Annotated in this window: 6 protein-coding genes; 2 read left to right on the forward strand and 4 right to left on the reverse strand. The window is 73.9% G+C overall.

The genetic code is table 11. The features are described 5' to 3' along the window. The first annotated feature begins 3 nt into the window (after window positions 1–3). Window positions 4–19,272: an amino acid adenylation domain-containing protein gene (locus ACIO1C_RS14140; RefSeq protein ID WP_401862570.1), complete on the forward strand. Its 19,269-nt coding sequence runs from the start codon at window positions 4–6 to the stop codon at window positions 19,270–19,272. Between the two features lie 26 nt (window positions 19,273–19,298). Beyond that, the gene (locus ACIO1C_RS14145; RefSeq protein ID WP_401862573.1) at window positions 19,299–19,502 is read left to right on the forward strand and encodes an MbtH family protein; all 204 of its coding nucleotides are present in this window, start codon (window positions 19,299–19,301) and stop codon (window positions 19,500–19,502) included. 101 nt (window positions 19,503–19,603) lie between these two features. Here ACIO1C_RS14145 and ACIO1C_RS14150 read toward each other — a convergent pair whose 3' ends face one another. The 4 genes from ACIO1C_RS14150 to ACIO1C_RS14165 form a co-directional block, all read right to left on the reverse strand. Next, window positions 19,604–20,512, reverse strand: a complete 909-nt coding sequence (locus ACIO1C_RS14150) for a TIGR03621 family F420-dependent LLM class oxidoreductase (RefSeq protein WP_401863189.1) — start codon at window positions 20,510–20,512, stop codon at window positions 19,604–19,606. Window positions 20,513–20,705: 193 nt separating this feature from the next. Continuing rightward, the gene (locus ACIO1C_RS14155; protein WP_401862575.1) at window positions 20,706–21,785 is read right to left on the reverse strand and encodes an iron-siderophore ABC transporter substrate-binding protein; all 1,080 of its coding nucleotides are present in this window, start codon (window positions 21,783–21,785) and stop codon (window positions 20,706–20,708) included. Between the two features lie 104 nt (window positions 21,786–21,889). After that, window positions 21,890–23,641, reverse strand: a complete 1,752-nt coding sequence (locus ACIO1C_RS14160) for an ABC transporter ATP-binding protein (protein WP_401863191.1) — start codon at window positions 23,639–23,641, stop codon at window positions 21,890–21,892. A gap of 98 nt (window positions 23,642–23,739) precedes the next feature. Then, window positions 23,740–25,401 carry an ABC transporter ATP-binding protein gene (locus ACIO1C_RS14165; RefSeq protein WP_401862578.1) on the reverse strand — a complete coding sequence of 554 codons (1,662 nt, stop codon included), beginning with the start codon at window positions 25,399–25,401 and terminating at the stop codon, window positions 23,740–23,742. Between the last annotated feature and the right edge of the window lie 157 nt (window positions 25,402–25,558).

A 25,558-nucleotide genomic window follows, 5' to 3' on the forward strand; every position in this document is an offset into this window, starting at 1 on the left:
ACCGTGTCCGGTATCGAAGAAGCAGTGGGTTACTGGCGGAACGTGCTCGCACCGCTCTCACCCGAGACGGCGCTGCCGGCCGACCGCCCCTACCCGGTGTCCCCCTCCGGGGACCGGTCGGTACGGACCCGGCGCACGGACACCGTGGCCGTGGCCGAGACCCGGCTCGCCGCCTACTTCGCCCTGCTGCACCGGTACAGCGGCGCCGCCGACCTCACCGTGGGGTACGAGAACCTGCCGGTACGCGTCGACCTCGGCGGCGGTCCCACCTTCGGCGAGCTGGTACGGCGCGTGGAGGACGCCCTCGCGGCGGCCCGCGAGCACCGGGTGCCGCCGCGCGCGCTGGTGGAGGCCCTGCGCCCGGCGCCGACGCGCGGCGGCGGACTGTTCTTCAACACCGCCTTCGACGCGGGCCCCGGCACGGGAGCCCCGGTGCGGTCGGCGGGCACGGAGGAGGACATACCCGGCACGCTCGACCTGGCGCTGGACGTCGTCCCGGACGAGGTGCAGGCGACGTACCGCACCGACCTCTTCGACGACGCGACCGTCGACCGGCTGCTCGGCCACTACGAGACCCTGCTGGCGGACGGCCTCGCCCGGCCGGAGGCGGCGGTCGCCGAACTGGCCCTGACCACCCCCGACGAGCACCACCGGCTGCTGGTCGAATGGAACGCCACCGAGCACTCCGTCCCGGCCGCCACCTGGCCCGCGATGTTCGCCGAACAGGTCCGCCTGCGCCCCGGCGCGACCGCGCTCGTCTTCGGGGAAGAGCGCCTGACCTACGCCGAGTTGAACGAACGGGCCAACCGCCTCGCACACGCCCTGATCGCGCGCGGCGCCGGACCCGAGCGAGTCGTGGCCCTCGCGCTGCCCCGCTCGGCCGACCTGATCGTCGCCGAGGTCGCCGTCCTCAAGTCGGGCGCCGCCTACCTGCCAGTCGACCGCGACTACCCGGCCGACCGCATCGCGTACATGCTCGCGGACGCGCGACCGGTCTGCCTGGTCACGACGGCCGACGCCGAACTCCTCCCTGACGACGGCGAAGGCGCGGCGCACGCGGAAGGCGGGGCGCACGCGGAAGACGCGGCGGACGGGATCGCCACGCTCCTCCTCGACCTGCCGGAAACCGCCACCGAACTGGCGGGACGCCCCGCCCACGACCCCACCGACGCCGACCGCGGCGGTGAACTCACCGTCCTGAACGCCGCGTACGTCATCTACACCTCCGGATCCACCGGCCGCCCCAAGGGAGTTGTCCTCTCCCACACCGGCGTCGCCAAGCTCGTCGCCACCCAGAGCGAGCGCTTCGGCATCGGACCGCGGAGCAGGGTGCTCCAATTCGCCTCGCCCAGCTTCGACGTGGCCTTCTGGGACCTCTGCCTCGGCCTGCTCTCCGGCGGCAGACTGGTCGTCGTACCGAGCGAACTGCGGGTGCCGGGCGCCCCCCTCGCCGACTACGCGAACGCCCACGGCATCACCTTCATGATTCTGCCGCCCGCCCTGCTCGCCGCCCTGCCCGACGACGTGCGACTCCCCCCGGCCGCAACCCTGCTGGCCGGCACCGAGCGCGTCTCGCCCGAACTGGTCGGGCGCTACGCACGCGGCCGCATGATGTTCAACGCGTACGGCCCGACCGAGGCCACCACCAACTCGACCCTCGGACTCTGCGACCCCGACACCCCGGCCGGCACGATCGTTCCCATCGGCGTCCCCGACCCGGGCACCCGGGCCTACGTCCTCGACGCGCGCCTGCGACCCGTCCCGGCCGGCGTGCCCGGGGAGCTGTACCTGGGCGGCGCGGGCCTCGCCCGCGGCTACCTCGGCCGGCCCGCCCTCACCGCCGAGCGCTTTGTCGCCGACCCCTTCGGCGCGCCCGGCGAGCGGCTCTACCGCACCGGTGACCTCGTACGGTGGAAGGCCGACGGGCGCCTGGAGTTCCTCGGCCGCGCCGACACCCAGATCAAGATCCGGGGCTTCCGCATCGAACCGGGCGAGATCGAGTCCGTGCTGCGCGGCCACCCGGCCGTTGACCAGGTCGCCGTGGTCGCCCGCGAGGACCGCCCCGGCGAGCGCAGGCTCGCCGCGTACATCGTCCCCTCGCTCGACACCGAGCCGGGCCACGACGAGACCGCCCAGGTCGAGGAATGGAAGGACCTGCACGAACTGCTCTACAGCGCCGCCGGGTCCGAGGGCCAGGGCTTCCGCGAGAACTTCGCCGGCTGGAACAGCATGTACGACGGCACCCCCCTGCCCGTCGACGAGATGCGCGAGTGGCGGGACGCCACCCTCGACCGGATCCGCGCGCTCGGCCCGGGGCGCCGGGTGCTGGAGATCGGCGTCGGCAGTGGCCTGATCCTCTCCAGGATCGCCCCGGACAGCGACGCGTACTGGGGCACCGACGTCTCCCACGAGGCGGTACGGGCGCTGCGCGCGCAGGTCGGCGCCGTACCCGAACTGGCCGCGCGCGTCGAGCTGTCGGCCCGGCCCGCCCATGACACAGAAGGCCTGCCGGAAGGGTTCTTCGACACGGTTGTCATCAACTCCGTGGCCCAGTACTTCCCGAGCGCCGACTACCTCGCCGAGGTGCTGCGCAAGGTCACGGCCCTGCTCGCGCCCGGCGGCACCGTCTTCGTCGGCGACGTACGGAACCTGAGGCTGCTGCGGACCCTGCGCGCCGCCGTCGAGAGCCGGGGGACGGCCGGGCACGACAAGAGCGACAAGACCGCGCTGCGCGCGGCGGTCGGGCGCTCCGTCCGCTGGGAGGGCGAACTGCTCCTCGATCCCGACTACTTCACCACCCTGCCGGGCTACGAGGCGGACGTCCTCGTCAAACGGGCCACCCACCAGAACGAGCTGAGCCGCTACCGGTACGACGTGGTGCTGCGCCCCGCCGGCACGGCGACCGGGCTGTCCACGACCGTTCCGGACCCGCGGGAACCACGGGAGATCCGCTGGTCCGCGCTCGGCGGCCTCGACGCGCTCACCGCCCTGCTCGGTGAACACCCCCGCCGGGTCCGGGTCACCGGTGTGCCCAACGGACGCCTGGACGAGGACAGTTCGGCGCTGCGCGCCCTGGAAGACAGCAGCGGCCCCGCCCCCGCCGGGATCGACCCCGAGGCGTTCCACACCCTCGCCGCCCGGCACGGCTACCGCTGCGCCGTCACCTGGAACGGCCACGCCGACGACGGGAGCCTCGACGTCGTCCTCGCGGCGCCCGACGCGCCGCTCGGCACGCTCTACCGGCCCGGCGGGAGCTTCCCGCACGCCAACCGGCCCGTGCCCTTCCGTGACATCACCACCCTGATGAAGACCCTGCGCGCGCACACCACCGACCGGCTGCCGGAGTACATGGTGCCGTCGGCGTTCGTCCCGCTCGACCGGCTGCCCGTCACCCCCAGCGGCAAGCTGGACGAAAAGGCCCTGCCCACCCCGGACTACGGCGCCCTCAGCTCGGGCCGCGCTCCCCGGGACGCACGGGAGACGCTGCTCTGCGGCCTGTACGCGGACGTGCTCGGCCTGCGCTCCGTCACCATCGACGACGACTTCCTCGCCCTCGGCGGCGACAGCATCACCGCGATCCAACTGCTGATCAGGGCCCGCAAGGAGGGCATCCAGCTCACCACCCGCGACGTCTTCCGGCACCGCACGGTCGCCGCGCTCGCGACCGTCGCCATCGACCGCACGGGCGGCGGCGCCACCGACCGCGAGGAACCGCTCGTCGCGGTCACCGCCGCCGAACTCGCCGAGATCCAGGGCTCCGACCCGCTGCCCGTACGGGACCTGCTGCCGCTCACCCCGCTCCAGGAGGGCTTCTACTTCCACTCCCTCGCCGGTGGCGCCGACCGCGACGTGTACGTCGTCCAGCAGGTCGTCGAGCTGGCGGGTCCCCTCGACGGCGAAGCCCTGCGCGCCGCCGCGCAGCACCTCCTCGACCGGCACGCCCCCCTGCGCGCCGCCTTCCGGCAGGGCCCGGACGGCGCACCCGTGCAGATCATCGCCGGCGGACTGACGCTGCCCTGGCGCGAGATCGACCTGACCGCGCAGGACGTGTCCGTACGGGACTCCCTCGCCGAGGCCGTCGCCGCCGACGAACGCGCCCGCCGCTTCGACCTGGCCAGGCCGCCGCTGCTGCGCTGCGCGCTCGTGCGCTTCGGGCCCGAGCGGGCCGCACTGATCCTGACGTTCCATCACATCGTCGCGGACGGTTGGTCGTTGCCGGTGCTGCACCGCGAGCTGATGGCGTCGTACGGCTCCGGGCCCGGCACCGCGCCGCTGCCCGGCGTCGCTCCGTACCGCGCGTACCTGCGCCGGCTCGCCGGTCTCGACCGGGAGGCCGCCCGCGCCACGTGGCGCACCGCCCTCGCCGGTCTCGACGAGCCGACCCGGCTGGTCACCACCCCCGCCGACGGTACGCCGATGCGGCCGGAACAGGTCCGTGTCGAGCTGTCCGAGCGGACGACGGGACGGCTGGCCGCCCGGGCCCGCGAACACGGTGTCACCCTGGGCACGGTCGTCCAGGGCGCCTGGGGACTGCTGCTCGGACGGCTCACCGGCCGCCAGGACGTGGTGTTCGGCACCACCGTCTCCGGCCGGGACGGCGAGGTCGACGGCATCGAGTCGATGGTCGGGCTGTTCATCAACACCCTGCCGACCCGCTTCACCTGGGACCCCGCCGACACCCTCGCGGCCCTCCTGGGACGGCTCCAGGACGAGCAGGCGCAACTCCTGGACCACCAGCACCTCGGACTCGCGGAGATCCAGCGCCTCACCGGCCTCGCGGGCGGCGGCGAACTCTTCGACACCCTGCTGGTGTTCGAGAACTACCCCGCCGACACCGACCTGCGCGACCCCTCGGGCACGGTCCGGATCACCGGCCACGAGTTCCACGACGCCGTCCACTACCCGCTCGCCCTCATCGTGAAGCCGGGCCGGCGGCTCGACCTGCGCCTCAAGCACCACGCCGAGCGGCTGGACGGCGACACCGTCCGGGCGATCGCGGGCCGGCTCGCCCTGATCCTGGAGGCGCTGGCCGACGACCCCGCGCAGCCCGCCGCGCGCATCGAGCTGCTCTCCCCGGCGGAGCGGTCACAGGCTCACCTCACGGGCGCCGAACGCGAGATACCGGCCACCACCCTCTCCGCCGCCTTCGAGGACCGGGCCGCCCGTACGCCGGACGCCACGGCGGTCGTCTTCGGCGACGAGCACCTGACCTACGCGGAGCTGGACGCCCGCGCGGAGGGGCTGGCCCGGCGCCTGCGGGTACGGGGGGCCGGACCCGACCAGGTGGTCGGGGTCGCCGTCCCCCGCTCCACCGAGCTGATGGTCGCCCTCCTCGGCGTCCTCAAGTCCGGCGCCGCCTATCTTCCGCTCGACCTGGACTACCCGGCCGACCGGGTGGCGCACATGCTCACCGACTCGGGGGCGGCCACGGTGGTCACCACCGCCGCGTCGGCCGCCCGGCTGCCGGCGGCCCAGGGCGTGACCCCGCTGGTCCTCGACGCGCCGGACGAAGACGCGCCCGCCGAAACCGTCACCCGGGCCGGGACCGCCACCCCGCTCGCCGCCGGACCCGACGACCCCGCCTACCTCATCTACACCTCCGGATCCACCGGCCGGCCCAAGGGCGTGGTGGTCACCCACCGCGCCATCGTCAACCGACTCGCCTGGATGCAGGGCGAGTTCGGCCTGCGCGCCGACGACCGCGTGCTCCAGAAGACACCGTCCAGCTTCGACGTGTCCGTGTGGGAGTTCTTCTGGCCGCTGACCGAGGGCGCCGCCGTTGTCCTCGCCAGGCCCGACGGCCACCGCGACCCCGCCTACCTCGCCGCGCTCGTCCGCGACCGGCACGTCACCACGATGCACTTCGTGCCGTCCATGCTCGACGCGTTCCTGGCGGCCGACGAGGTCACCGGCGACCCGGCCTGGGCCACCACCCTGCGCCGCGTCCTGAGCAGCGGCGAGGCCCTGACCGTCTCCGCCGCGCGCCGCTGGCACGCGCTCACCGGCGTGCCTCTGCACAACCTGTACGGCCCCACCGAGGCGGCCGTCGACGTCACGCACCACGCGTACGCGGACGACGCTGAGGCCGGCACCACTGTGCCCATCGGGCAGCCCGTCTGGAACACCGGCCTGCGTGTCCTCGACGCCTGCCTGCGCCCCGCCCCGGCCGGCGTCCCCGGCGAGCTGTACCTGACCGGCGTCCAGCTGGCCCGCGGCTACCACGGCCGCGCCGCGCTGACCGCCGAGCGCTTCACGGCCGACCCGTACGGCCCGCCCGGCACCCGGATGTACCGCACCGGCGACCTGGTCCTGCGCCGCGCCGACGGCACCGTCGAGTACCTCGGCCGCACCGACCGGCAGGTCAAACTGCGCGGCAACCGCGTCGAACCCGGCGAGATCGAGGCCGCTCTTCTCGGCGCGCCCGGCGTCTCCCAGACCGCCGTGACCGTCCGCGAGAACACACTCGTGGCGTACGTGGTCCCCGCGACGGGCCACGACCTGGACGCGCCCGCGCTCCAGGCCTTCCTCACCGGCGCCCTGCCCGCCCCGATGGTGCCCACCGCCTACGTCGTCCTCGGCGCCCTGCCCCTCACCCCCAGCGGCAAGCTGGACCGCACCGCCCTGCCCGCCCCGACCACCGTCCGCGCCGCCGCCCGCGCCCCGAAGGACGCCCGGGAGCAGGCGCTCACCGACATCTTCGCGGCCGTCCTCAAAGTGGCGGACGTCTCGGTGGACGACGACTTCTTCCTCCTCGGCGGCGACAGCATCAGCTCCATCGGCGTCTCCAGCCGCGCCCGGCGCGCGGGCCTCGGCCTGAGCCCCCGCGACATCTTCGAGCACCGCACCCCGGCCGCCCTCGCGGCGGCCGCCGCGACCCTCGACCCCGAGGCGACGACGGACGAGCGGGCCGAACGGGACCGTACGGACTCCTTCTCGCTCACCCCCGAGGAGACGGCCCGCGTCGAGCGGATCGCCCCCGGCGCCGTCGAGGACATCTGGCCCCTCGCGCCGCTCCAGGAAGGCCTGTTCTTCCACTCCACGTACGACAACAGCGCCCTGGACGTCTACACCGTCCACGAGTCGTTCGACCTCGCCGCCCGCGTCGACACCGGGCGTCTGCGCGCCGCCATGAAGGTGCTGCTGGCCCGCAACCCCAGCCTGCGGGCCGGGTTCACCAGTGAAGGGCTGCGCCAGCCCGTCCAGTTCATCGTCAAGGACCCGGCGATCCCCCTCGAAGAGGTCGACCTCGCCGCCCTCCCGGCCGCCGAACAGGACGTGCGGCTGCGCGCGTTGATGGACGAGGAGCGCTCCCGCCGCTTCGACCTCACCCGCCCGCTGCTCTTCCGGATGCTGCTGATCCGCCTCGGCGAGGAGCGCGGCGACCGGCTGGTCGTCGGCCGCCACCTCATCCTCTGGGACGGCTGGTCCGCGTGGCTGTTCCTGGACGAGCTGTTCGCCCTGTACGAGAACGGCGGCGACGCCCGGGGCCTGCCGTGCCCCGGCTCCTACCGTGACTACCTGACCTGGCTGGACCAGCAGGACGAGGAGGACGCCACCACCGCCTGGCGCACCGCCCTCGACGGACTGGACGAGCCCACCCTGCTCGTCCCCGCCGCGGCCGACCGGGGGCTCGAACCCGTCATCCCGCGGAGCCTCGACACCGACCTGACCGCGGAGGCCGGCGACCGGCTGCGCGACACCGCGCGCCGCCACGGCCTGACCCTCAACACCGTCCTGAACGCCGCCTGGGGTCTTGCCCTCGCCGGCGCCACCGGCCGCACCGACGTCGTGTTCGGTACGACGGTGGCGGGCCGCCCGAGCGAGGTGCCGGACGTCGAGAACGTCATCGGCATGTTCCTCAACACCGTGCCCGCCCGCATCGCCTTCGACCCGGCCGAACCGGTCCTCGACCTGCTCCGCCGGATCCAGGGCGAACGGCTCGCCCTCATGCCGCACGAATACCTGGGCCTCGGCGTCCTCCAGGCCGAGACCGGCCACCGCAGGCTCTTCGACACCCTGTTCGTGCTGCGCAACGCCGACACCGAGGAGCGGCTCGCCGGACTGCGCGACCTGCACGGCGCCACCGCCGTCGCCAACGTCGACGCCACGCACTACCCGGTCAACCTCGTCGTCACGCCGGGACATCGGGTGCGGATCACCCTCTCCTACCGCCCCGACCTCATCGAACACCCCTACGCCGAAACCCTGTTGGCCCGCTTCACGCAGCTCCTGGACGGTCTGACCGCCGACCCCGCCGCGCCCGTCGGGCGCCTCGACCCGCTGCTGCCCGCCGAACGGGCCACGCTGGTACGGGAGAACGCCGCGAGCCGCCAGCCCGTCCCCGACGAGACCGTCGCCGACCTCCTCGCCGCCCAGGCCGCCCGTACCCCCGACGCCACCGCGCTCGTCTTCGGCACCCGCACGCTCACCTACGCCGAACTCGACGCGCGCTGCGACCGGACGGCCCGGCTGCTGATCGCCCGGGGCGCCGCTCCCGAGCGGGTGGTGGCGCTCGGACTGCCGCGCTCCCTCGACATGGTCGTCGCGCTCTTCGCCGTCCTGCGCACCGGCGCCGCGTACCTCCCCCTGGAGCTCGACCACCCGGCCGACCGCCTCGCGCTCATGCTCGAAGACGCCCGGCCGCTCCTCCTGCTCTCCACGGCCGCCGTGTCAGGGACGCTGGAGGGCGACGTTCCCCGTGTCCTGCTGGACGACCCCGAGGTCGTCGCCGAACTCGCCGCGCTCCCCGCGGAACCGGTGCACGTCGACTTCGCCCTGGACCACCCGGCGTACGTCATCTACACCTCAGGCTCCACCGGCCGCCCCAAGGGCGTCGTCACGCCCTACCGGGGCCTGACCAACATGCGGCTCAACCACCAGAAGGAGATCTTCGGCCCCGCCATCGCCTCGGCCGGCGGCCGGCGGCTCCGGATCGCGCACACCGTGTCCTTCGCCTTCGACATGTCCTGGGAGGAACTGCTCTGGCTCGTCGAGGGCCACGAAGTGCACATCTGTGACGAGGAGTTGCGCCGCGACGCCGAGGCGCTCGTCGCGTACTGCGAGGAACAGCGGATCGACGTCGTCAACGTCACCCCGACCTACGCCCATCTCCTCATCGAGGAAGGCCTGCTGGAGGGCCACCGGCCCCCGCTGGTCCTGCTCGGCGGCGAGGCCGTCACCGAGACCGTCTGGAACCGGCTGCGCGACACCGAGGGCACGTACGGCTACAACCTGTACGGCCCCACCGAATACACCATCAACACCCTCGGCGGCGGTACGGACGACAGCGCCACCCCGACCGTCGGCCGCCCGATCCGCGCCACCCGCGCCCACCTCCTGGACGCCTGGCTGCGGCCCGTCCAGGACGGTGTCCCCGGCGAGCTGTACATCGCCGGGGCCGGCCTCGCCCGCGGCTACCTCGACCGCCCCGGCCTGACCGCCGAACGCTTCGTCGCCGACCCGTTCGGCGAGCCCGGCGAGCGGATGTACCGCACCGGCGACCTCGTACGCCGCCGCCCCGACGGCAACCTGGACTTCCTCGGCCGTACCGACGACCAGGTCAAGGTGCGCGGCTACCGCGTCGAACTCGGCGAGATCGAGGCCGCGCTCGACCGGCACCCGCAGGTCGCCCAGGCCGCCGTCATCGCCCGCGACGACCCGTCCGCGCCCGGCACCCAGCGCCTCATCGGCTATGTCGTCCCGGCCGAACTCACCGGCGCCGCGAAGGAAGAGGCGGAACGCGAGCAGATCGGCGAATGGCAGGAGATCTACTCCGCCGAGTACACCGAGATCAACACCGCCGTGTTCACCGAGGACTTCGCGGGCTGGGACAGCTCGTACGACGGAGCCCCCATCCCGCTGGAGGACATGCGCGAGTGGCGGGCCGCCACGGTCGAGCGCATCCGCTCGCTGCGCCCCCGCCGCATCCTGGAGATCGGCGTCGGCTCCGGGCTGCTCCTCTCGCAGCTCGCGCCGGACGCGGAGGCGTACTGGGCCACGGACTTCGCCGCGCCCGTCATCCGCAAGATCGGCGAGGACCTGCGGCAGGACCCGGAGCTGGCCGCCAAGGTCGAACTGCGGGCCCAGGCCGCCCACATCACCGACGGGCTGCCCACCGGCTTCTTCGACACCGTCGTCATCAACTCCGTCATCCAGTACTTCCCGAGCGTCGACCACCTCACCGAGGTCATCACCGGCGCCATGGACCTCCTCGTCCCCGGCGGCGCCCTGTTCGTCGGTGACGTACGCAACCTGCGCCTCGCCCGCGCCTTCCAGGCCGCGATCCAGCTCACCCGCGCCGACGAGGGCACGGACGCCGCGACCGTACGGCGGGCCGTGGACCGGGGCATCGCGCTGGAGAAGGAACTCCTCGTCGACCCCGACTACTTCAGCACCCTCGGCTTCGGCGTCGACCTGCGTACCAAGGCGGGCCGCCACCAGAACGAACTGACCCGCCACCGCTACGACGCCGTCCTCTACCGGGAATCGCCCGGCGCCGACCGGGAATCGCCCGGCGCCGACCGGGAAGCGCCCGGCGCCGACCGGGAATCGCCCGGCGCGGACCCGGAGTCGCCCGGCGCGGACGGCCCCCTCCGGCTCACCGACGCGCCCGTGACCGGCTGGACCGACGAGGACACCCTCGTACGGCACCTGCGCGACCGGCGCCCCGGTCACCTGCGCGTCACCGGCATCCCCGACGCCCGTACCGCCGGCGAACTGGCCGCCCTGCGCGCCCTGGACACCGGCCGTCCGCACGCCGTACCGGCCGGGGGAGTGGAGCCCGAAGCGCTGCGCGATCTGGCCGCCGGCCCCGGGTACTTCACCCTCACCACCTGGTCCGCCGAACTCGGCCATTACGAAGCGGTGTTCGTACGGGACGACGGCCCGGCCCCGCGCCTGACCGCCGGCCTCCACCGCCCCCAGGGCGGCACCCCGCCCTACGCCAACACCCCGGCCACCACCCGCGGCGCGGGCGGTCTCGTACGGCAGCTGCGCGACGACCTCAAGGAGTCGCTGCCCGACTACATGGTGCCCGCCGCCTTCGCCGTCCTGCCGCGCCTCCCGATGACCGGCAACGGCAAGCTCGACGTCCGGGCGCTGCCCGAGCCCGAGCCCGCCGTCGCCCGGGGAGAGGGCCGCGGCCCGCGCACCCCCCGCGAAGAGATCCTGTGCCGGCTCTTCGCCGACGTGCTCGGACTGCCCGGCGTGGGCGCCGAGGACAACTTCTTCGACCTCGGCGGGCACTCGCTGCTCGCCACCCGGCTCATCAGCCGCGCCCGCACCGAACTGGGCGCCGAACTCGCCATCCGCGACCTCTTCGAGGCCCCGACCCCGGAGCTCCTCGCCGGCCGGCCCGACGGCCGGCAGCCCGCCCGCCCGGTCCTGGAACCCGCCGCGCGACGCCCCGGCCGCGTCCCGCTGTCGGCCGCCCAGCGGCGGCTCTGGCTGGTCGAGAAGATCACCGGTGACGGAGTCGCCTACAACTTCCCGCTGGTCTTCCGGCTGCGCGGGACCCTCGACCTCGACGCGCTGCGCCTCGCGCTGCACGATGTGACGGGGCGTCACGAAGCCCTCCGTACACGCTTCGAGGAGCACGAGGGCGAGCCGTACCAGCGGATCGTCCCCGCCGGCGAGGCCCGTCCCGCTCTGGTCGTCTCCGACTGCACCGAGGCCGAACTGGCCGCGCGGGTCGAGGAGGCGCAGCGCCGCCCCTTCGACCTGAGCACCGAACTGCCGCTGCGGGCCGAGGTGTTGCGCCTCGGCCCCGCCGACCAGGTGGTGGCCGTCGTGCTCCACCACATCACCACGGACGAGTGGTCCGACCGCCCGTTCCTCGCCGACCTCAACACCGCCTACGCGGCACGGACCGAGGGGCAGGCGCCGAGCTGGGCCCCCCTGCCGGTGCAGTACGCCGACTACACCCTCTGGCAGGACCGCCTCCTGGAGGAGGTGGGGGAGCGGCAGCTCGCCTACTGGACCGCGACCCTGCGCGACCTGCCCGAGGACCTCGTCCTGCCGCTGGACCGCGGCCGCCCCGCACAGGCCACCGGCCACGCCGGAGTCGTACGGGTCGAACTGCCGGCCCGGACGGGCAGCGCCCTGCGGGAGCTGGCCGGCGCCCAGGGCGTCAGCATGTTCATGCTGTTCCAGGCCGCCACCGCCACCCTGCTGCACCGCCTCGGCGCCGGTGACGACATCCCGCTCGGCGCGCCCATCGCGGGCCGCACGGACGCGGCCGTGGACGACCTCGTCGGCTTCTTCGTCAACACGCTCGTGCTCCGCACGGACCTGACCGGCGATCCGACCTTCGCCGAACTGCTCGCGCGGGTACGGGAATCCGCGCTCGCGGCCTTCGAGCACCAGGACCTGCCCTTCGACCGGGTCGTCGAGGCGGTCAACCCGGCGCGCGTGGCGGACCGCAACCCGCTCTTCCAGGTCATGCTCGGCTACCACTACCGTCCCGACGGCGATCCGGACCTGCTGGGCCTGGAGACCGAGTGGTACGACATGGACACCGGCATGGCCAAGTTCGACCTCGACTTCACCTTCGTGGACCACGGCGGTGACCGGTCGCTCGTGCTGCTCCTGGAGTACGCCGCCGACCTGGTCGACCCCGGCACGGCGGCCGGCCTCGCCGAACGCCTGGTGGGCCTGCTGGCGCAGGTCGCCGAGGCGCCGGAACAGGCCGTCGGAGCCCTGCGGGTGCTCACCGACGGCGAGGCCGCGGCGGCCCTGACCACCTGGAACAACACGGACCGGCCGATCGAGACCCGCAGCGTCCCCGAGCTGTTCGCGGCGGCGGTACGGAACCGTCCCGACGCGACCGCCCTGGTCACCGCGAGCGGGCGGCTGACCTTCGCCGAGCTGTCCGCGAAGGCCGGCGCCGTGACCCGCGCCCTGCTGCGGCGCGGCGCCACCCCCGAGACGGTCGTCGGCCTGGCCCTGCCCAGGGCCGAGATGGTGCCGGCGATCCTCGGCGTCCTCGCCTCGGGCGCCGCCTACCTGCCGCTCGACCCCGAATACCCGGCCGGCCGGCTGGAGTTCATGCTGACCGACGCGGCGCCGCTGTGCGTCCTCACCACCGAGGACCTGGCGGCGAGGCTGCCGGAGACCGGCCACGCGCACGTCCTGCTGGACACCCTCCTCGCCGACGAGGCGGAGGAAGCCGAGGAGGCGGAGGAGACGGACGGTGGCCCCCTGACCGCGCCGGCCCCCCACCCCGCGAGCGCCGCCTACCTCATCTTCACCTCCGGCTCCACCGGCCGCCCCAAGGGTGTCATCGGCACCCACCGAGGCCTCAGCAACCTCTTCGCCTCCCACCACGAGGACCTGATCCTGCCCGCCGAGCGCGCGGCGGGACGGACCGTCCTGCGCGCCCTGCACGCGGCCTCGTTCAGCTTCGACGGCTCCTGGGAACCGCTGCTCTGGCTCCTCGCCGGACACGAACTGCACGTCGTGGACGAGACCACGATGACCGACCCGGCCGCCCTCCTCGCCCAACTCGCCGACCCGCACATCGACTTCCTCGACGTCACCCCGACCTACCTCAAGGAACTGACCCACCACGGCTTCCTGGCACCGGGCGGTCATGTGCCCTCGGTCCTCGCCGTCGGCGGCGAGGCCACCCCCGCCCCCCTGTGGGAACAGCTCCGCGCCCTGCCGGGCACGGTGGTGCACGACCTGTACGGACCCACCGAGTCCGCCGTCGACGCCTACGGCTGGCACAGCGGCGGCAGCGGGCACAGCAACGACGGCGGGCGCGGCGGTGACAGCGGTACGTGGGCCGCCCCGCTCGCCAACATCCGCGCCCACGTCCTCGACGCCGTGCTCCGGCCGGTCCCGGTCGGCGTGGCGGGAGAGCTGTACCTCGCCGGGGAGGGACTCGCCCGCGGCTACCTGCACCGGGCCGCCCTCACCGCGGAACGCTTCACCGCCGACCCGTTCGGCGCCCCCGGCAGCCGGATGTACCGCACCGGCGACCGGGCCAGGCGCCGCGCCGACGGCACGCTCGAATTCCTGGGCCGGGCGGACGACCAGGTGAAACTGCGCGGATTCCGCATCGAGCTGGGCGAGATCGAGGCCCTGGTCGCCGCACACCCCGACGTGGCCGCCGCCGCCGTGATCGTCCGCGAGGACACCCCCGGGGTCCGCCGGCTGGTCGCCTACCTCGTCCCGGCGGACGCGGCGCGCGTCCCCGGCTCCGCCGAACTGCGCGCCCACGTCGCCTCCGCGCTCCCCGCCCACATGGTGCCCGCCGCCTTCGTCCCGCTGACGGCGCTGCCCAGGAGTGTCAGCGGCAAGCTGGACCGCGCCGCCCTGCCCGCCCCCGACGTCACCGCCGTGCCCGAGGGCCGGCGCCCCCGCACCCCGCGCGAGGAGATCCTCTGCGAGCAGTTCGCCGAAGTCCTCGGCGTCGAACGGGTCGGCGTCGACGACAACTTCTTCGCCCTCGGCGGGCACTCACTGCTCGCGATGCGGCTCGTCGCCAGGATCCGCTCCGCGCTCGGTACGCCGATCTCACTGCGTACGGTCTTCGACGCGCCCACCGTCGCCGAACTGGCCCGGCGGACCGCCGCGACCGACGGGGAGGGCGGCGCGCCCCGGCCCCCGCTCGTCCCCAGGACCCGGCCTGACCGGCTGCCCCTCTCGTCGGCGCAACAGCGGCTCTGGGTGCTCCACCAGGTGGAGGGGCCCAGCTCCACGTACAACATCCCGTCCGTCTGGCGGCTGACCGGCGCGCTGGACACCACGGCGCTGCGCGCCGCCGTCGCCGACCTGGCGGAGCGGCACGAGACGCTGCGCACGGTCTTCCCCGACGAGGACGGCACCGCCTACCAGCGGATCCTCACCCCCGGCTCGTACGACCTCGCCGTGGACGTTGTCCCCACCGACGAGGAGAGCCTCGCGGGCCTGCTCGCCGACGCCGCGTCCCACGGCTTCGCCCTGGACCGTGAACCCCCGCTGCGTGTCACGGTGTTCGAGCTGGGTGAGGACGAGTACGTCCTCCTCGTCCTCGTCCACCACATCGCCGGTGACGAATGGTCCGAGCTGCCCCTGACCCGCGACCTCACCACCGCCTACACCGCCCGGGCCGCCGGACTCGCCCCGCAGTGGGCGCCGCTGCCCGTGCAGTACGCCGACTACACCCTGTGGCAGCGGGACGCCCTCGGCGACGAGCGGGACCCCGACAGCCTGGCCGCCCGCCAACTCGCCCACTGGAAGCGGGCCCTGGAGGGACTGCCCGAGGAACTCGCCCTGCCCACCGACCGGCCGCGCCCGCAGGAGGCCAGCTACCGGGGCGGGTCAGTCGACCTCACCTTCGACCCCGAACTCGCAGGCTCCCTCCGGGAACTGGCGCGCGGCGGCGAGGTCAGTATGTTCATGCTGGTCCAGGCCGCCGTGGCGGCGCTGCTCACCCGGCTCGGCGCCGGCACCGACATCCCCCTCGGCAGCCCCATCGCCGGGCGCACGGACGAGGCGCTGGAGGACATGGTCGGCTTCTTCCTCAACACGCTGGTCCTGCGCACCGACACCTCGGGCGACCCCGGCTTCCGCGAGCTGCTGGCCCGCGTCCGGGACACGGACCTCGCCGCGTACGACCACCAGGACGTGCCCTTCGAACGGCTGGTGGAGGTGCTCAACCCCCCGCGCTCGCTCGCCAGGCACCCGCTGTTCCAGGTCATGGTCGTCTACCTGGCGGCCGGTTCCGGCGGCCCCGCGCTGCCCGGACTCAACCTCCGCGAGGAGGAGACCGGCCAGGACACCGCCAAGTTCGACCTCTCCTTCGACTTCGTGGAGGAGGCCGACGGCGGCGGGGTGCACGGCGTCCTCGAATACAGCACCGACCTGTACGACCGGTCGACGGCGCAGGCCCTCGCCGACCGGCTGCACCGCCTGCTGCGCGCCGTCGCCGCCGACCCCGACCAGCCGCTGGGCGGGATCGACATCCTCGGCGACAGTGAGCGCCACCGGATCCTGCACGAGTGGAACGCCCGCGCCCTGCCGGCCCCGCCGACCACCGTGCCCGCGCTGTTCGAGCGGCAGGTACGGCTGTCTCCCGGGGAGCCCGCCGTCGCGTCCGACGGCGTCGAACTGACCTACGCCGAACTCAACACGTACGTCAACCGGTTGGCCCGCCTGCTGGTCGAACAGGGCGCGGGACCCGAGCGGTTCGTCGCGCTCGCCCTGCCCCGCTCCGCCCACTACCTCGCGGCGATCCTGGCCGTGCAGAAGGCGGGGGCCGCGTACCTGCCCGTCGACACCGACGCCCCCGCCGCCCGCACCGCCGACCTGCTCGCCGACGCCCGGCCCGTCCTGACCCTGACCACCCGCGAACTCGCCCCACTGCTGCCGGAGTCGGAGGTGCCGGTCCTGGAGCTCGACGCCCCCGGGACCGTCACCCGCCTCGCGGAGGCGGACGGACGGGACCTCACCGACGACGACCGCACCGCACCGCTCACCCCGGGCCACCCGGCGTACCTGATCTACACCTCCGGCTCCACCGGCCGCCCCAAGGGCGTGGTCGTCACCCACGAGACCGTCGGCAACCTCTTCCACAGCCACCGCGAGACCCTCTACGCACCCGCCGTCGCCGCGACCGGCCGGCGTCATCTGCGGGCCGGGCACGCCTGGTCGTTCTCGTTCGACGCGTCCTGGCAGCCCCAGTTGTGGCTCCTGGACGGCCACTGCGTGCACGTCGTGTCCGAGGAGACCCGCCGCGACCCCGAACTGCTCGCGGCGGCCGTCGTCACCCACGGCTTCGACTTCCTGGAGGTCACCCCCTCGTTCTTCGCCCAGATGGCCGACACGGGCCTGGTCTCCGGCGACACCTGCCCCCTCGCGGTGGTCGGCGTCGGCGGGGAGGCCGTACCGCGGGCACTGTGGGACAGGCTGCGGGGGCTGCGCGGCACGGAGGTCTTCAACCTGTACGGGCCCACCGAGTCGACCGTCGACGCCTTGGTGGCGCGGGTCCGCGACAGCGACCGGCCCCTGGTCGGCCGCCCGGTGGCGGGCACCCGGGCCTATGTGCTGGACGACCGGCTCCGGCCCGTACCCCCCGGTGTCACCGGCGAGCTGTACCTCGCCGGCGGCGGCCTGGCGCGCGGCTATCTCGACCGCCCCGCCCTGACCGCGGAACGGTTTGTCGCCGACCCGTTCGGCACCCCGGGCTCCCGGCTCTACCGCACGGGCGACCTCGCGCGCTGGACCCCCGGCGGGATGCTGGACTACCTCGGCCGCGCCGACGACCAGGTCAAGATCCGTGGCTTCCGCGTCGAACTCGCCGAGATCGAATCCGTCCTCGACCGCCACCCGGACACGGCACAGGTCGTGGTGACGGCCCGTCAGGACGGACCGCGCCAGCAACTGGTCGCCCATGTCGTCCCGGTGGCCGGACGCACCCCCGACGCGGCCCGGCTGCGCGGCCACGCCGCCCAGCACCTGCCCGACTACATGGTGCCCGCGGCCGTCGTCCTGCTGGACCGGCTGCCGCAGCTCGCCAACGGCAAGCTCAACCGCGCGGCCCTGCCCGCGCCCGACTTCACCGCCCTCTCCACGGGACGGCCGCCCGCCACCCCCCAGGAGAAGACCCTGGCGGCCGTCTTCGCCGACGTCCTCGGCCTCGAACAGGTCGGCGCCGACGACGACTTCTTCACCCTCGGCGGCGACAGCATCGTGGCCATGCAACTGGTCAGCCGGGCCAGGGGGGCCGGGCTGCGCATCACGCCGCGCCTGGTCTTCCGGCACCGTACGGTCGCGGGCCTGTGCGCCGTCGCCACGGAACAGGCGGCGGCCCCGGTGGCCCGTACTCCGGACGACGGCACGGGCGGCGTCCCGCCGACCCCCGTCATGCACTGGCTGCGCGAACTGGGCGGCCCCTTCGAGGGCTACCACCAGGCGGCCCTGGTCCAGACCCCCGCCGCACTCGACCGCCCGAAGCTGGCGGCCGTCCTGCGGGCGCTGGCGGGCCGGCACGACATGCTGCGGGCGAGCCTGGTCCGTACGGCCACCACCGCGACAACCGGCACGACCCGCACGACCAACCCGACCGTCACGACACACACCCCGCACTGGACCCTGGACGTCCCGCCGGCCGACGGATTCGACTCCGACCGCTGGATCGAACGCATCGACGCGACCGGGCTCGACGCGAACGACACGGACGCCCTCGGCGCCCTCGTCGCCGACCGGGCCCACGCCGCCAGGGCCGCTCTCGACCCCGAGACGGGCGACGCCGTCAAGGCCGTCTGGTTCGACACGGGCGACCGCCCCGGCCGACTGCTCCTGATGGCCCATCACCTGCTGGTCGACGGCGTCTCCTGGCGGATCCTGCTGCCCGACCTGGCGGCGGCCTGGCAGGACGTCGTCGAGGGCCGGCCGGCCGAACTGGCTCCCGTGGAGACGTCGTTCCGCCAGTGGTCGCACCAACTCACCGAGCTGGCGCAGGATCCCGCCCGGGAGGCCGAACTCCCCTTCTGGACCGGCATCCTGGACGGCGCCGAGCCGCTCCCGCTGCTCCGCCCGCTGGACCCGGAGCGCGACACCACCGGCACCGTACGGGAGGTGGCGCTGCGCCTCCCGCCGGAACACACCGACCCGCTGCTGTCCACGGCCCCGGCCGCCCTCGGCGCGACGGTCAACGACGTCCTGCTCACCGGCCTCGGACTCGCGCTGACGGACTGGCTCCGCCGCCGGGGTACGACGGGCGGGGTGCTGGTCGACCTCGAAGGCCACGGCCGCGAGGAGGAGTTGACCGGCGACGCGGACCTGTCCCGTACGGTCGGCTGGTTCACCAGCGTCTTCCCGGTCCGCCTCGACCCGGGCCCCGTCGACCTGGCCGACGCCTTCGCGGGCGGCCCGGCGGTGGACGAGGCGCTGGAGCGGGTCAAGCGCCACCTGGGCGGGCTGCCGGCCAACGGCGTCGGCTACGGCATGCTCCGCCACCTCAACCCCCGTACGGCCCCGGTGCTCGCCGCGCTGGAGCCGCCGCGGATCGAGTTCAACTACCTGGGACGCTTCAGCATCCCCGAGGCGACCGACTGGTCGTACGCGCCCGAGGAGGACGCGGCCGACATCGGCTCCGAACCGTCGATGCGCGAGGGCCACGCCCTCGGCATCAACGTCGTCACGGAGGACCGCCCCGAAGGGCCGGTTCTCGCGGCACACTGGTCCTGGCCGGCCGGAGTGCTGGACGAGGAAGATGTCAGGGATCTCGCGGAGACGTGGTTCCGGGCCCTGGAAGCGCTGGTGGCACGCGCCGGCGCACGTTCGTAACAAGAGCAGCCTGAGGAGAATCTGGCATGAGCAGCAGCAACCCGTTCGAGAACCCCGAGGGCGTCTACTCCGTCCTGGTCAACGACGAGGGCCAGCACAGCCTGTGGCCGGACTTCGCGGAGATCCCGGCGGGCTGGACGCGGACCCACGGCCCGACGACCCGCGAGTCGTGCCTGGCCCACATCGAGGAGAACTGGACGGACCTCCGCCCGAAGAGCCTGACCCTCTGACAGCCCTCTCTCGACCGGACGGGCGGCCAATGAGCCCGTCCGGTCGAGGGAGGACCGGGGTCCGGGGCGGAGCCCCGGCGTGAACGGTCCGCGCAGGGCCGTCACCGCAGGTGCTTGATGACCTCCGCGAACGCGACCCGGTGCGGCTCCAGCACGCTGATGTAGCTGACGCCGTACTCCTCGTGGTACCGCCGCAGCCGGTCGGCGATCTCGCCCGGCGAACCGATGAGCACGCCGGGCAGTTGATTGAGCGAGGCGTCGTCGAGACCGCTGGCCTGGCGGATGATCGCGAGGTCCAGCTTCTCGGCGCTCTCGCCCACCGCGGCGACGAACAGGTTCAGCTCGATCTTGTCGGCCCGCTCGCCGGCGGCTTCGCGCAGCACGCGGACGCGGCGCGCGAACGCTTCCTCGGGGGGCACGCCCTCCGTCACCCCGGCCATGATGGAGAAGCTGAAGATGTCGGCCTCCCGTGCGCCGAAGCGCAGCATGCGGTCGCCGGAGCCCGCCAGCATGATCGGCGGCACGGGCTGGTCGGCCTCCGCCGCCAGCAGCTCACGCGTCGCGGCCAGGGTGGCCTTCAGCTTCCCCAGGCGTTCTCCTCCGGTACCGAAGGGCAGGCCCACGGCCTCGAACTCGTTCGGCATGTATCCCGCACCGAGGCCCAGCTCCAGGCGGCCGTCGGTGAGGCGCTGCGTGTCGGCGACGTCCCGTGCCAGGTAGGCGGGGCTGGCGATGCCGGCGTTGAGCACGTACGTGCCCAGTCGCATGCTGGTCACGTCGGCGGCGGCCACCAGAGCCGGGAAGGGCGACTGCATGCCCAGATGATCAGGCATCTGGAGCACGTCGTACCCCAGGTCCTCCACCTCGCGCACACGATCACGCCAGGCAGACCGGGAACCGACGTTGATCAGACTTACGCCGAAACGGAACGGATGGTTACTCATGACAGCCCTTCGTGCTGGTCCAGCGGTTGCGGATGGGGAAGCCGTCTGAGTGGTGGATACACTCATCGACCCGTATCTACCGGAATAACACACGAGCGTGACATGGGAGAGGTTCACCCCCCCCTTCCGCCGGGGGGGCTCACCGCGAGGACGACGGACGGACGGGAGGACCCGCCTGAGACGCGCTGCGGGCGTCCCCCGCGCCACCGGTGGGGACGGTGGCGCGGGGGACGCCTGCGGAGTTGCCTGGCCGGCGCGGTCACGACGCGGGCTGCGCCACCACCGTCCCCGGATCCCCGTCCACCGCCGCCGCCAACTGCGGCGTCAGCCGGTCCAGCGCGTACGGCAGACTCAGCACCGTCCCCATCGACAGCGCGTTCCCGTAGTCGCTCGTCTCCTTGATGAAGACCTCACGCCCCTGCTTCACCACCGGCAGATCCCCGTACGTCGGATCCTTGTGCAGCTTCTCCGCGTCCTTGACCGGGTCGCCCACGAACCACACCGCCACCTTCTGGTTCAGCAGATCCGTCCGCTCCTTGCTGATGTTCGCGCCGAACTGGTCCCCGATCGCCTTGTCGAGCCCCGTCGGCAGCTTGAAGCCGTACGACGTCAGCAGCCGCGAGCGCGGGTCCTGGCTGCCGAAGACGAACATGCCCTCGTACGGCGTGGCCATCACGCCCGTCGCCCCGGTGAACTCCGGATTCGCCTCGCGCGCGGCGGCGAACTTCGCCTCCACCCCGGCGACCAGCTTCTTGGCCTCCGCCTCCTTGCCGAGCGCCTTCCCTACCGTCTCGGTCTGGAGCTCCCACGGGATGCCGTAGTCGTTGTACTGCTTCGGCTGCGCCAGCACGGGCGCGAACTTGGAGAGCGTCTCGTACTGCTCCTTGGTGAGCCCCGAGTACAGCGCCACGATCAGATCGGGCTTCAGCGCGGCGATCCGCTCGGTCTGCGGCCCGGTGCCGGGGTCCTTGAGGAGCGTCGGTACGGCCCCGCCGCCCAGCTTCGCCGTCGCCCAGGGACCGAGCGCGCCCTTGTACGCGCCCAGCCACTCCGTCGTGCCGACCGGGACCTCGCCCAGCGCGAGCACGGCGTCCTGGTCGGTCAGGCCGACGGTGACGATCCGCCGGGGCTCGGACTTCACGACCGTACTGCCGAACTTGTGGGCGATCGTGACGGGGTACGACCCCGCCGCCGCCGAGTCCTTGCCGTCGGCCGCCGAGCCCGGCTTCGAGCCGGAGCCCGATTCCGAGTCCGAGCCGCAGGCGGCGACGGTGGCGAAGAGCAGCAGGACGGAGGCGAACGCGGCGGCGAGCCGGTCGGCACGGAGTGTGCGGGCCATCAAAGGGGTCCTTCGTGATCGGTGGTGCTTCTCTGGTGGGTGGACGCGGGGGGTTGGGTGGTGCGTTCGAAAAAGTTCGGTCACGGCCCTGCCGCGCGGTGAGCTCACGGCCCCGCCGCCTCGCGGCTGTCCGACCACGCCTCCCACAGCGCGGCGTAGCGCCCGCCCGCCGCGCGCAGCGTGTCGTGCGTCCCCGACTCGACGATCCGGCCGGCGTCCATGACGACGACCCGGTCCGCGGTCGCGGCCTGGGTCAGCCGGTGGGCCACGATCAGTGCGGTACGGCCGTCCACGGCCCGCGCGGCGGCCTTCTCCAGGGCACGCGCCCCGGCACTGCCCGCCTCCGCGGTGGCCTCGTCGAGGACCGCGACCGGCGGGTCGGCCAGCACCAGGCGGGCGAGGGCGAGCTGTTGGGCCTGGGCGCTGGTGAGCCGGTGGCCCCCCTCGCCGACGACCGTGGTGAGTCCGTCCGGCAGCAGGTCCGCCCAGGTGAGCGCGTCCACCCGGTCCAGCGCCTCGCGCAGTTCCGGGTCCGTCGCGCCGGGGCGCGCCAGCCGCAGGTCGTCCGCGAGGGGGCCGGCGAAGACGTGCACCTCCTGGGTGATCAGCGCGACGGCCCGGCGGACCGCCGCCGGACCGAGCGCGTCCAGGTCCGCGCCGCCGATCAGGACCGTGCCCTCCCGCGGCCGGTGGATGCCCGCGACGATCTTGGCCAGCGTGGTCTTGCCCGCCCCGCTCGCCCCGACCAGCGCGACCCGCTCCCCGGGGGCGAGCGTCAGGTCCACGCCGTGCAGGACGGGGTGGCCGGTGCGGTACGCGTGGGTGAGCCCCCGGACGGTGACCGACGCGTCCTGCGGTACGGCCGGCCGCTCCGGCTGTACGGGCGGCGCCAGATCGGCCACCCCGATGAGCCTGGCCAGCCCCGCCGTCGCCGACTGGGCGTCGTCGATCAGGATCAGCGCCGAGTTCACCGGGGTGAACAGGCTGTGGAAGTAGAGGGCCGCGGCGGTCGCCGTACCGATCGACACGGCGTCGGCCCGTACCAGCAGGAAGCCGGCCACCAGCACGGCGGCCAGACCGGTGAACTCCGCCAGGTGCAGCCGGCTGTAGAAGCGCAGGATCAGCTGGACCCCGCGCATCGTCAGCTCGACGACCGACCACGACCGTGCGGTGACCTGCCCGGTGTGCTCCTTCTCCAGCCGGAAGGCGCGCACGGTCGGCCCGCCGCCGATGGTGTCGAGCAGTTGCTGCTGCTGGGCCCCGTTGGCGATGCGCTGCTCGGCGTAGAGCGGTGCCGCGTTGCGCAGGTACCAGCGCGCGGTGTGCGCCTGGACGGGAAAGGCGAGCAGCGCGGCCAGGAAGAACCGCCAGTCGAGCAGCGCCAGCGCGCCGAGCGTGAGGACGATCGCCAGGACCGAACGGGCCAGCTCGGGCAGGGCGTTGCGGACCGCGTCGGCGATCAGCGACACGTCTCCGGTGACCCGCGCCGTCAGGTCGCCCGAGCCCGCGCCCTCCACCCGCTCCAGGGGCAGGTGCAGCGCGCGGTCCACGAACCGCTCGCGCAGCAGGGCGAGTACGGTCTCGCCGAGCCGCGAGACGAGGGAGAGCCCGAGCCCGGTCGCCGCGCCCTGGACCAGGGCGACCACGACCAGCAGGACCACCGGAGCGGTCAGCGCGCCCGCCGGCCGGCCCTCGGTGACCGCGTCGACGATGTGGCCGAGCGTCGGCTGGATCAGCAGCCCGACGGCGGTGGCGGCGACCATCGTGGCCAGTCCGGCGAGGGCCAATCCCCGGTGGGGGCGGACCAGTTCCCGTACGGCCGCGCGGGTGCGCCGGACGGAGGCGGTGGGCAGCAGGGTCCGGCTGTCCGCCCCGGCGGGCGCGGCGGCCGGAGTCGTACCGGAGCCGGCCGGCGTCGCACCGGAGTCGGCCGGTGGTGTCCCGAAGGTGTCCGTCACGCGAAGACCGCCGTCCGGTAGGACTCGTGGCGCTGTACGAGGTCGGCGTGCGCGGCCGTGTCCGTGACGCGCCCCCGGTCCACCAGCACCACCCGGTCGGTGACGGCCAGCAGGGCGGGGCTCGCGGTGACCAGGATCGTCGTACGGCCGCGCCGGAACTCCCGTACCGCACCCGCCACCCGGGCCTCCGTGACCGCGTCGACCGCCGTCGTCGGATCGTGCAGGACCAGCACCGGCGCCTCGGCGGCCAGCGCCCGGGCCAGTGCCACGCGCTGGCGCTGCCCGCCGGACAGCGAGCGTCCGCGCTCGGTGACCGCCGTGTCCACGCCGTACGGCAGGGTGTCGGCGACCTCGTCCGCGCCCGCCGCCGCCATCGCCCGCCTGAGGTGTCCGGTGTCGGCGGGGTCGGGCGCCGAGGCCGACACGTTGCTCAGGAGAGTCCCTTCGAACAGGTCGGCGTCGTGGCCCGCCACCAGCAACACGTCCCTGACCAGCGCGGGATCGAGCGTGGCGAGGGCCGTACCGTCCAGTTCCACGGATCCCGAGTCCGGGTCGGCCACCCGTCCCAGGCAGTGCAGCAGCGCCAGGGCGTCGGCCGGATCCGTCGTGACCACTCCGAGCAACTCACCCGGCGCGGCGTCCAGTTCGAAGCCCCGCAGCCCGCCGTACGACACCTCACGCAGCCGGACCTGTCCCCGTACGGGCAGAGCCGGCGCACCCGGCCCCGGCACCACGGCCGGGGGAGCGGACAGCACCTCCGCGATCCGCGCGGCGGACGCCCGGCCCTGGGCCAGCTCCGCGTTCACCCAGCCGACCACTTGCAGCGGCCCGAGCAGGAACAGCGCGAGACCCACCGCCGAGACCAGCCCGCCCAGGCTGATGTCCCCCCGGGCGGCCAGCCGGCCGCCGACCAGGGCGACCAGCGCGAGGAAGACCCCGGTCAGGGCGAGCGTCATGCCGTTCTGCCACGCCTGGGCCCGGGTGGCCCGCAGTGTGGCGCCCAGCGAGGCGCGGCTCGTGGACCGGTAGCGGGCGAGGGCGGCGGACTCGGCGCCGATGCCCTTGAGCACGCGCAGCCCGGCCACCAGATCGGCGGCGACCCCGGAGGCGTGCGCGGCACGCTCCTGTTCGGCCTCGCTGCGCCGCTCCAGCGGCTTGCTCAGCAGATGGCCCAGCCCGAGCAGCAGCGGGGTGCCCAGCAGGACGACCAGTCCGAGGGGGACGGAGATCCAGAGCAGGGCCACGGCGCTGACGGTGAGCGCGGTGAGCGCGGCGGCGGCCTCCATCACGGCGACGGTGATGGCGCCGACCCGTTTGGCGTCCTCGGTGGCGAGGTTCGTGAGCGCGCCCGGCAGCCGTCCTGCCTCCGCCCCGCCCCCCGGCTCCAGCACGCGCGCCACCAGGGCGGTCCGCAGGTCGTGCGCGGCGACCACGGCGGCCCGCTCGGAGAGCCGGGCGCCGTGCCGGAAGCTGAACGAGAGCCCGACATAGACGACGGCCAGCACACCGATCCACAGACCCAGCGCCGCTCCGTCGTCCTCGGCGACGGCCCGGTCGATCACCACGCCGACCAGGACGGGGACGAGGGCCTCGCCTCCCTGGTGTCCGGCCGCCAGCAGCGAGGCGAGGAGCACATCGCGCCGCTGTCCGGTGACCACTCGCCTCAGGACGTCCCGCCCTGCTGGGACTTCAGCCCCCACCGCACTCCACCGCGCCCCTCCGGAATCCCTGCCCGCGCCCACGGACCGGGCGCAAAACTTAGGTAAGGCTAGACTAAGTTCCTTTCCGCGGGTACCCCGGGGGCACCCCAGGGCG

It is taken from the genome of Streptomyces sp. NPDC087420 (genome assembly GCF_044744165.1).
Lineage (GTDB): Bacteria > Actinomycetota > Actinomycetes > Streptomycetales > Streptomycetaceae > Streptomyces.

Coding starts and splice junctions, on each gene's coding strand:
- ACIO1C_RS14150 (WP_401863189.1), bottom strand. CDS start 20,512: ATGAGTGTATCCACCACTCAGACGGCTTCCCCATCCGCAACCGCTGGA.
- ACIO1C_RS14155 (WP_401862575.1), bottom strand. CDS start 21,785: ATGGCCCGCACACTCCGTGCCGACCGGCTCGCCGCCGCGTTCGCCTCC.
- ACIO1C_RS14145 (WP_401862573.1), top strand. CDS start 19,299: ATGAGCAGCAGCAACCCGTTCGAGAACCCCGAGGGCGTCTACTCCGTC.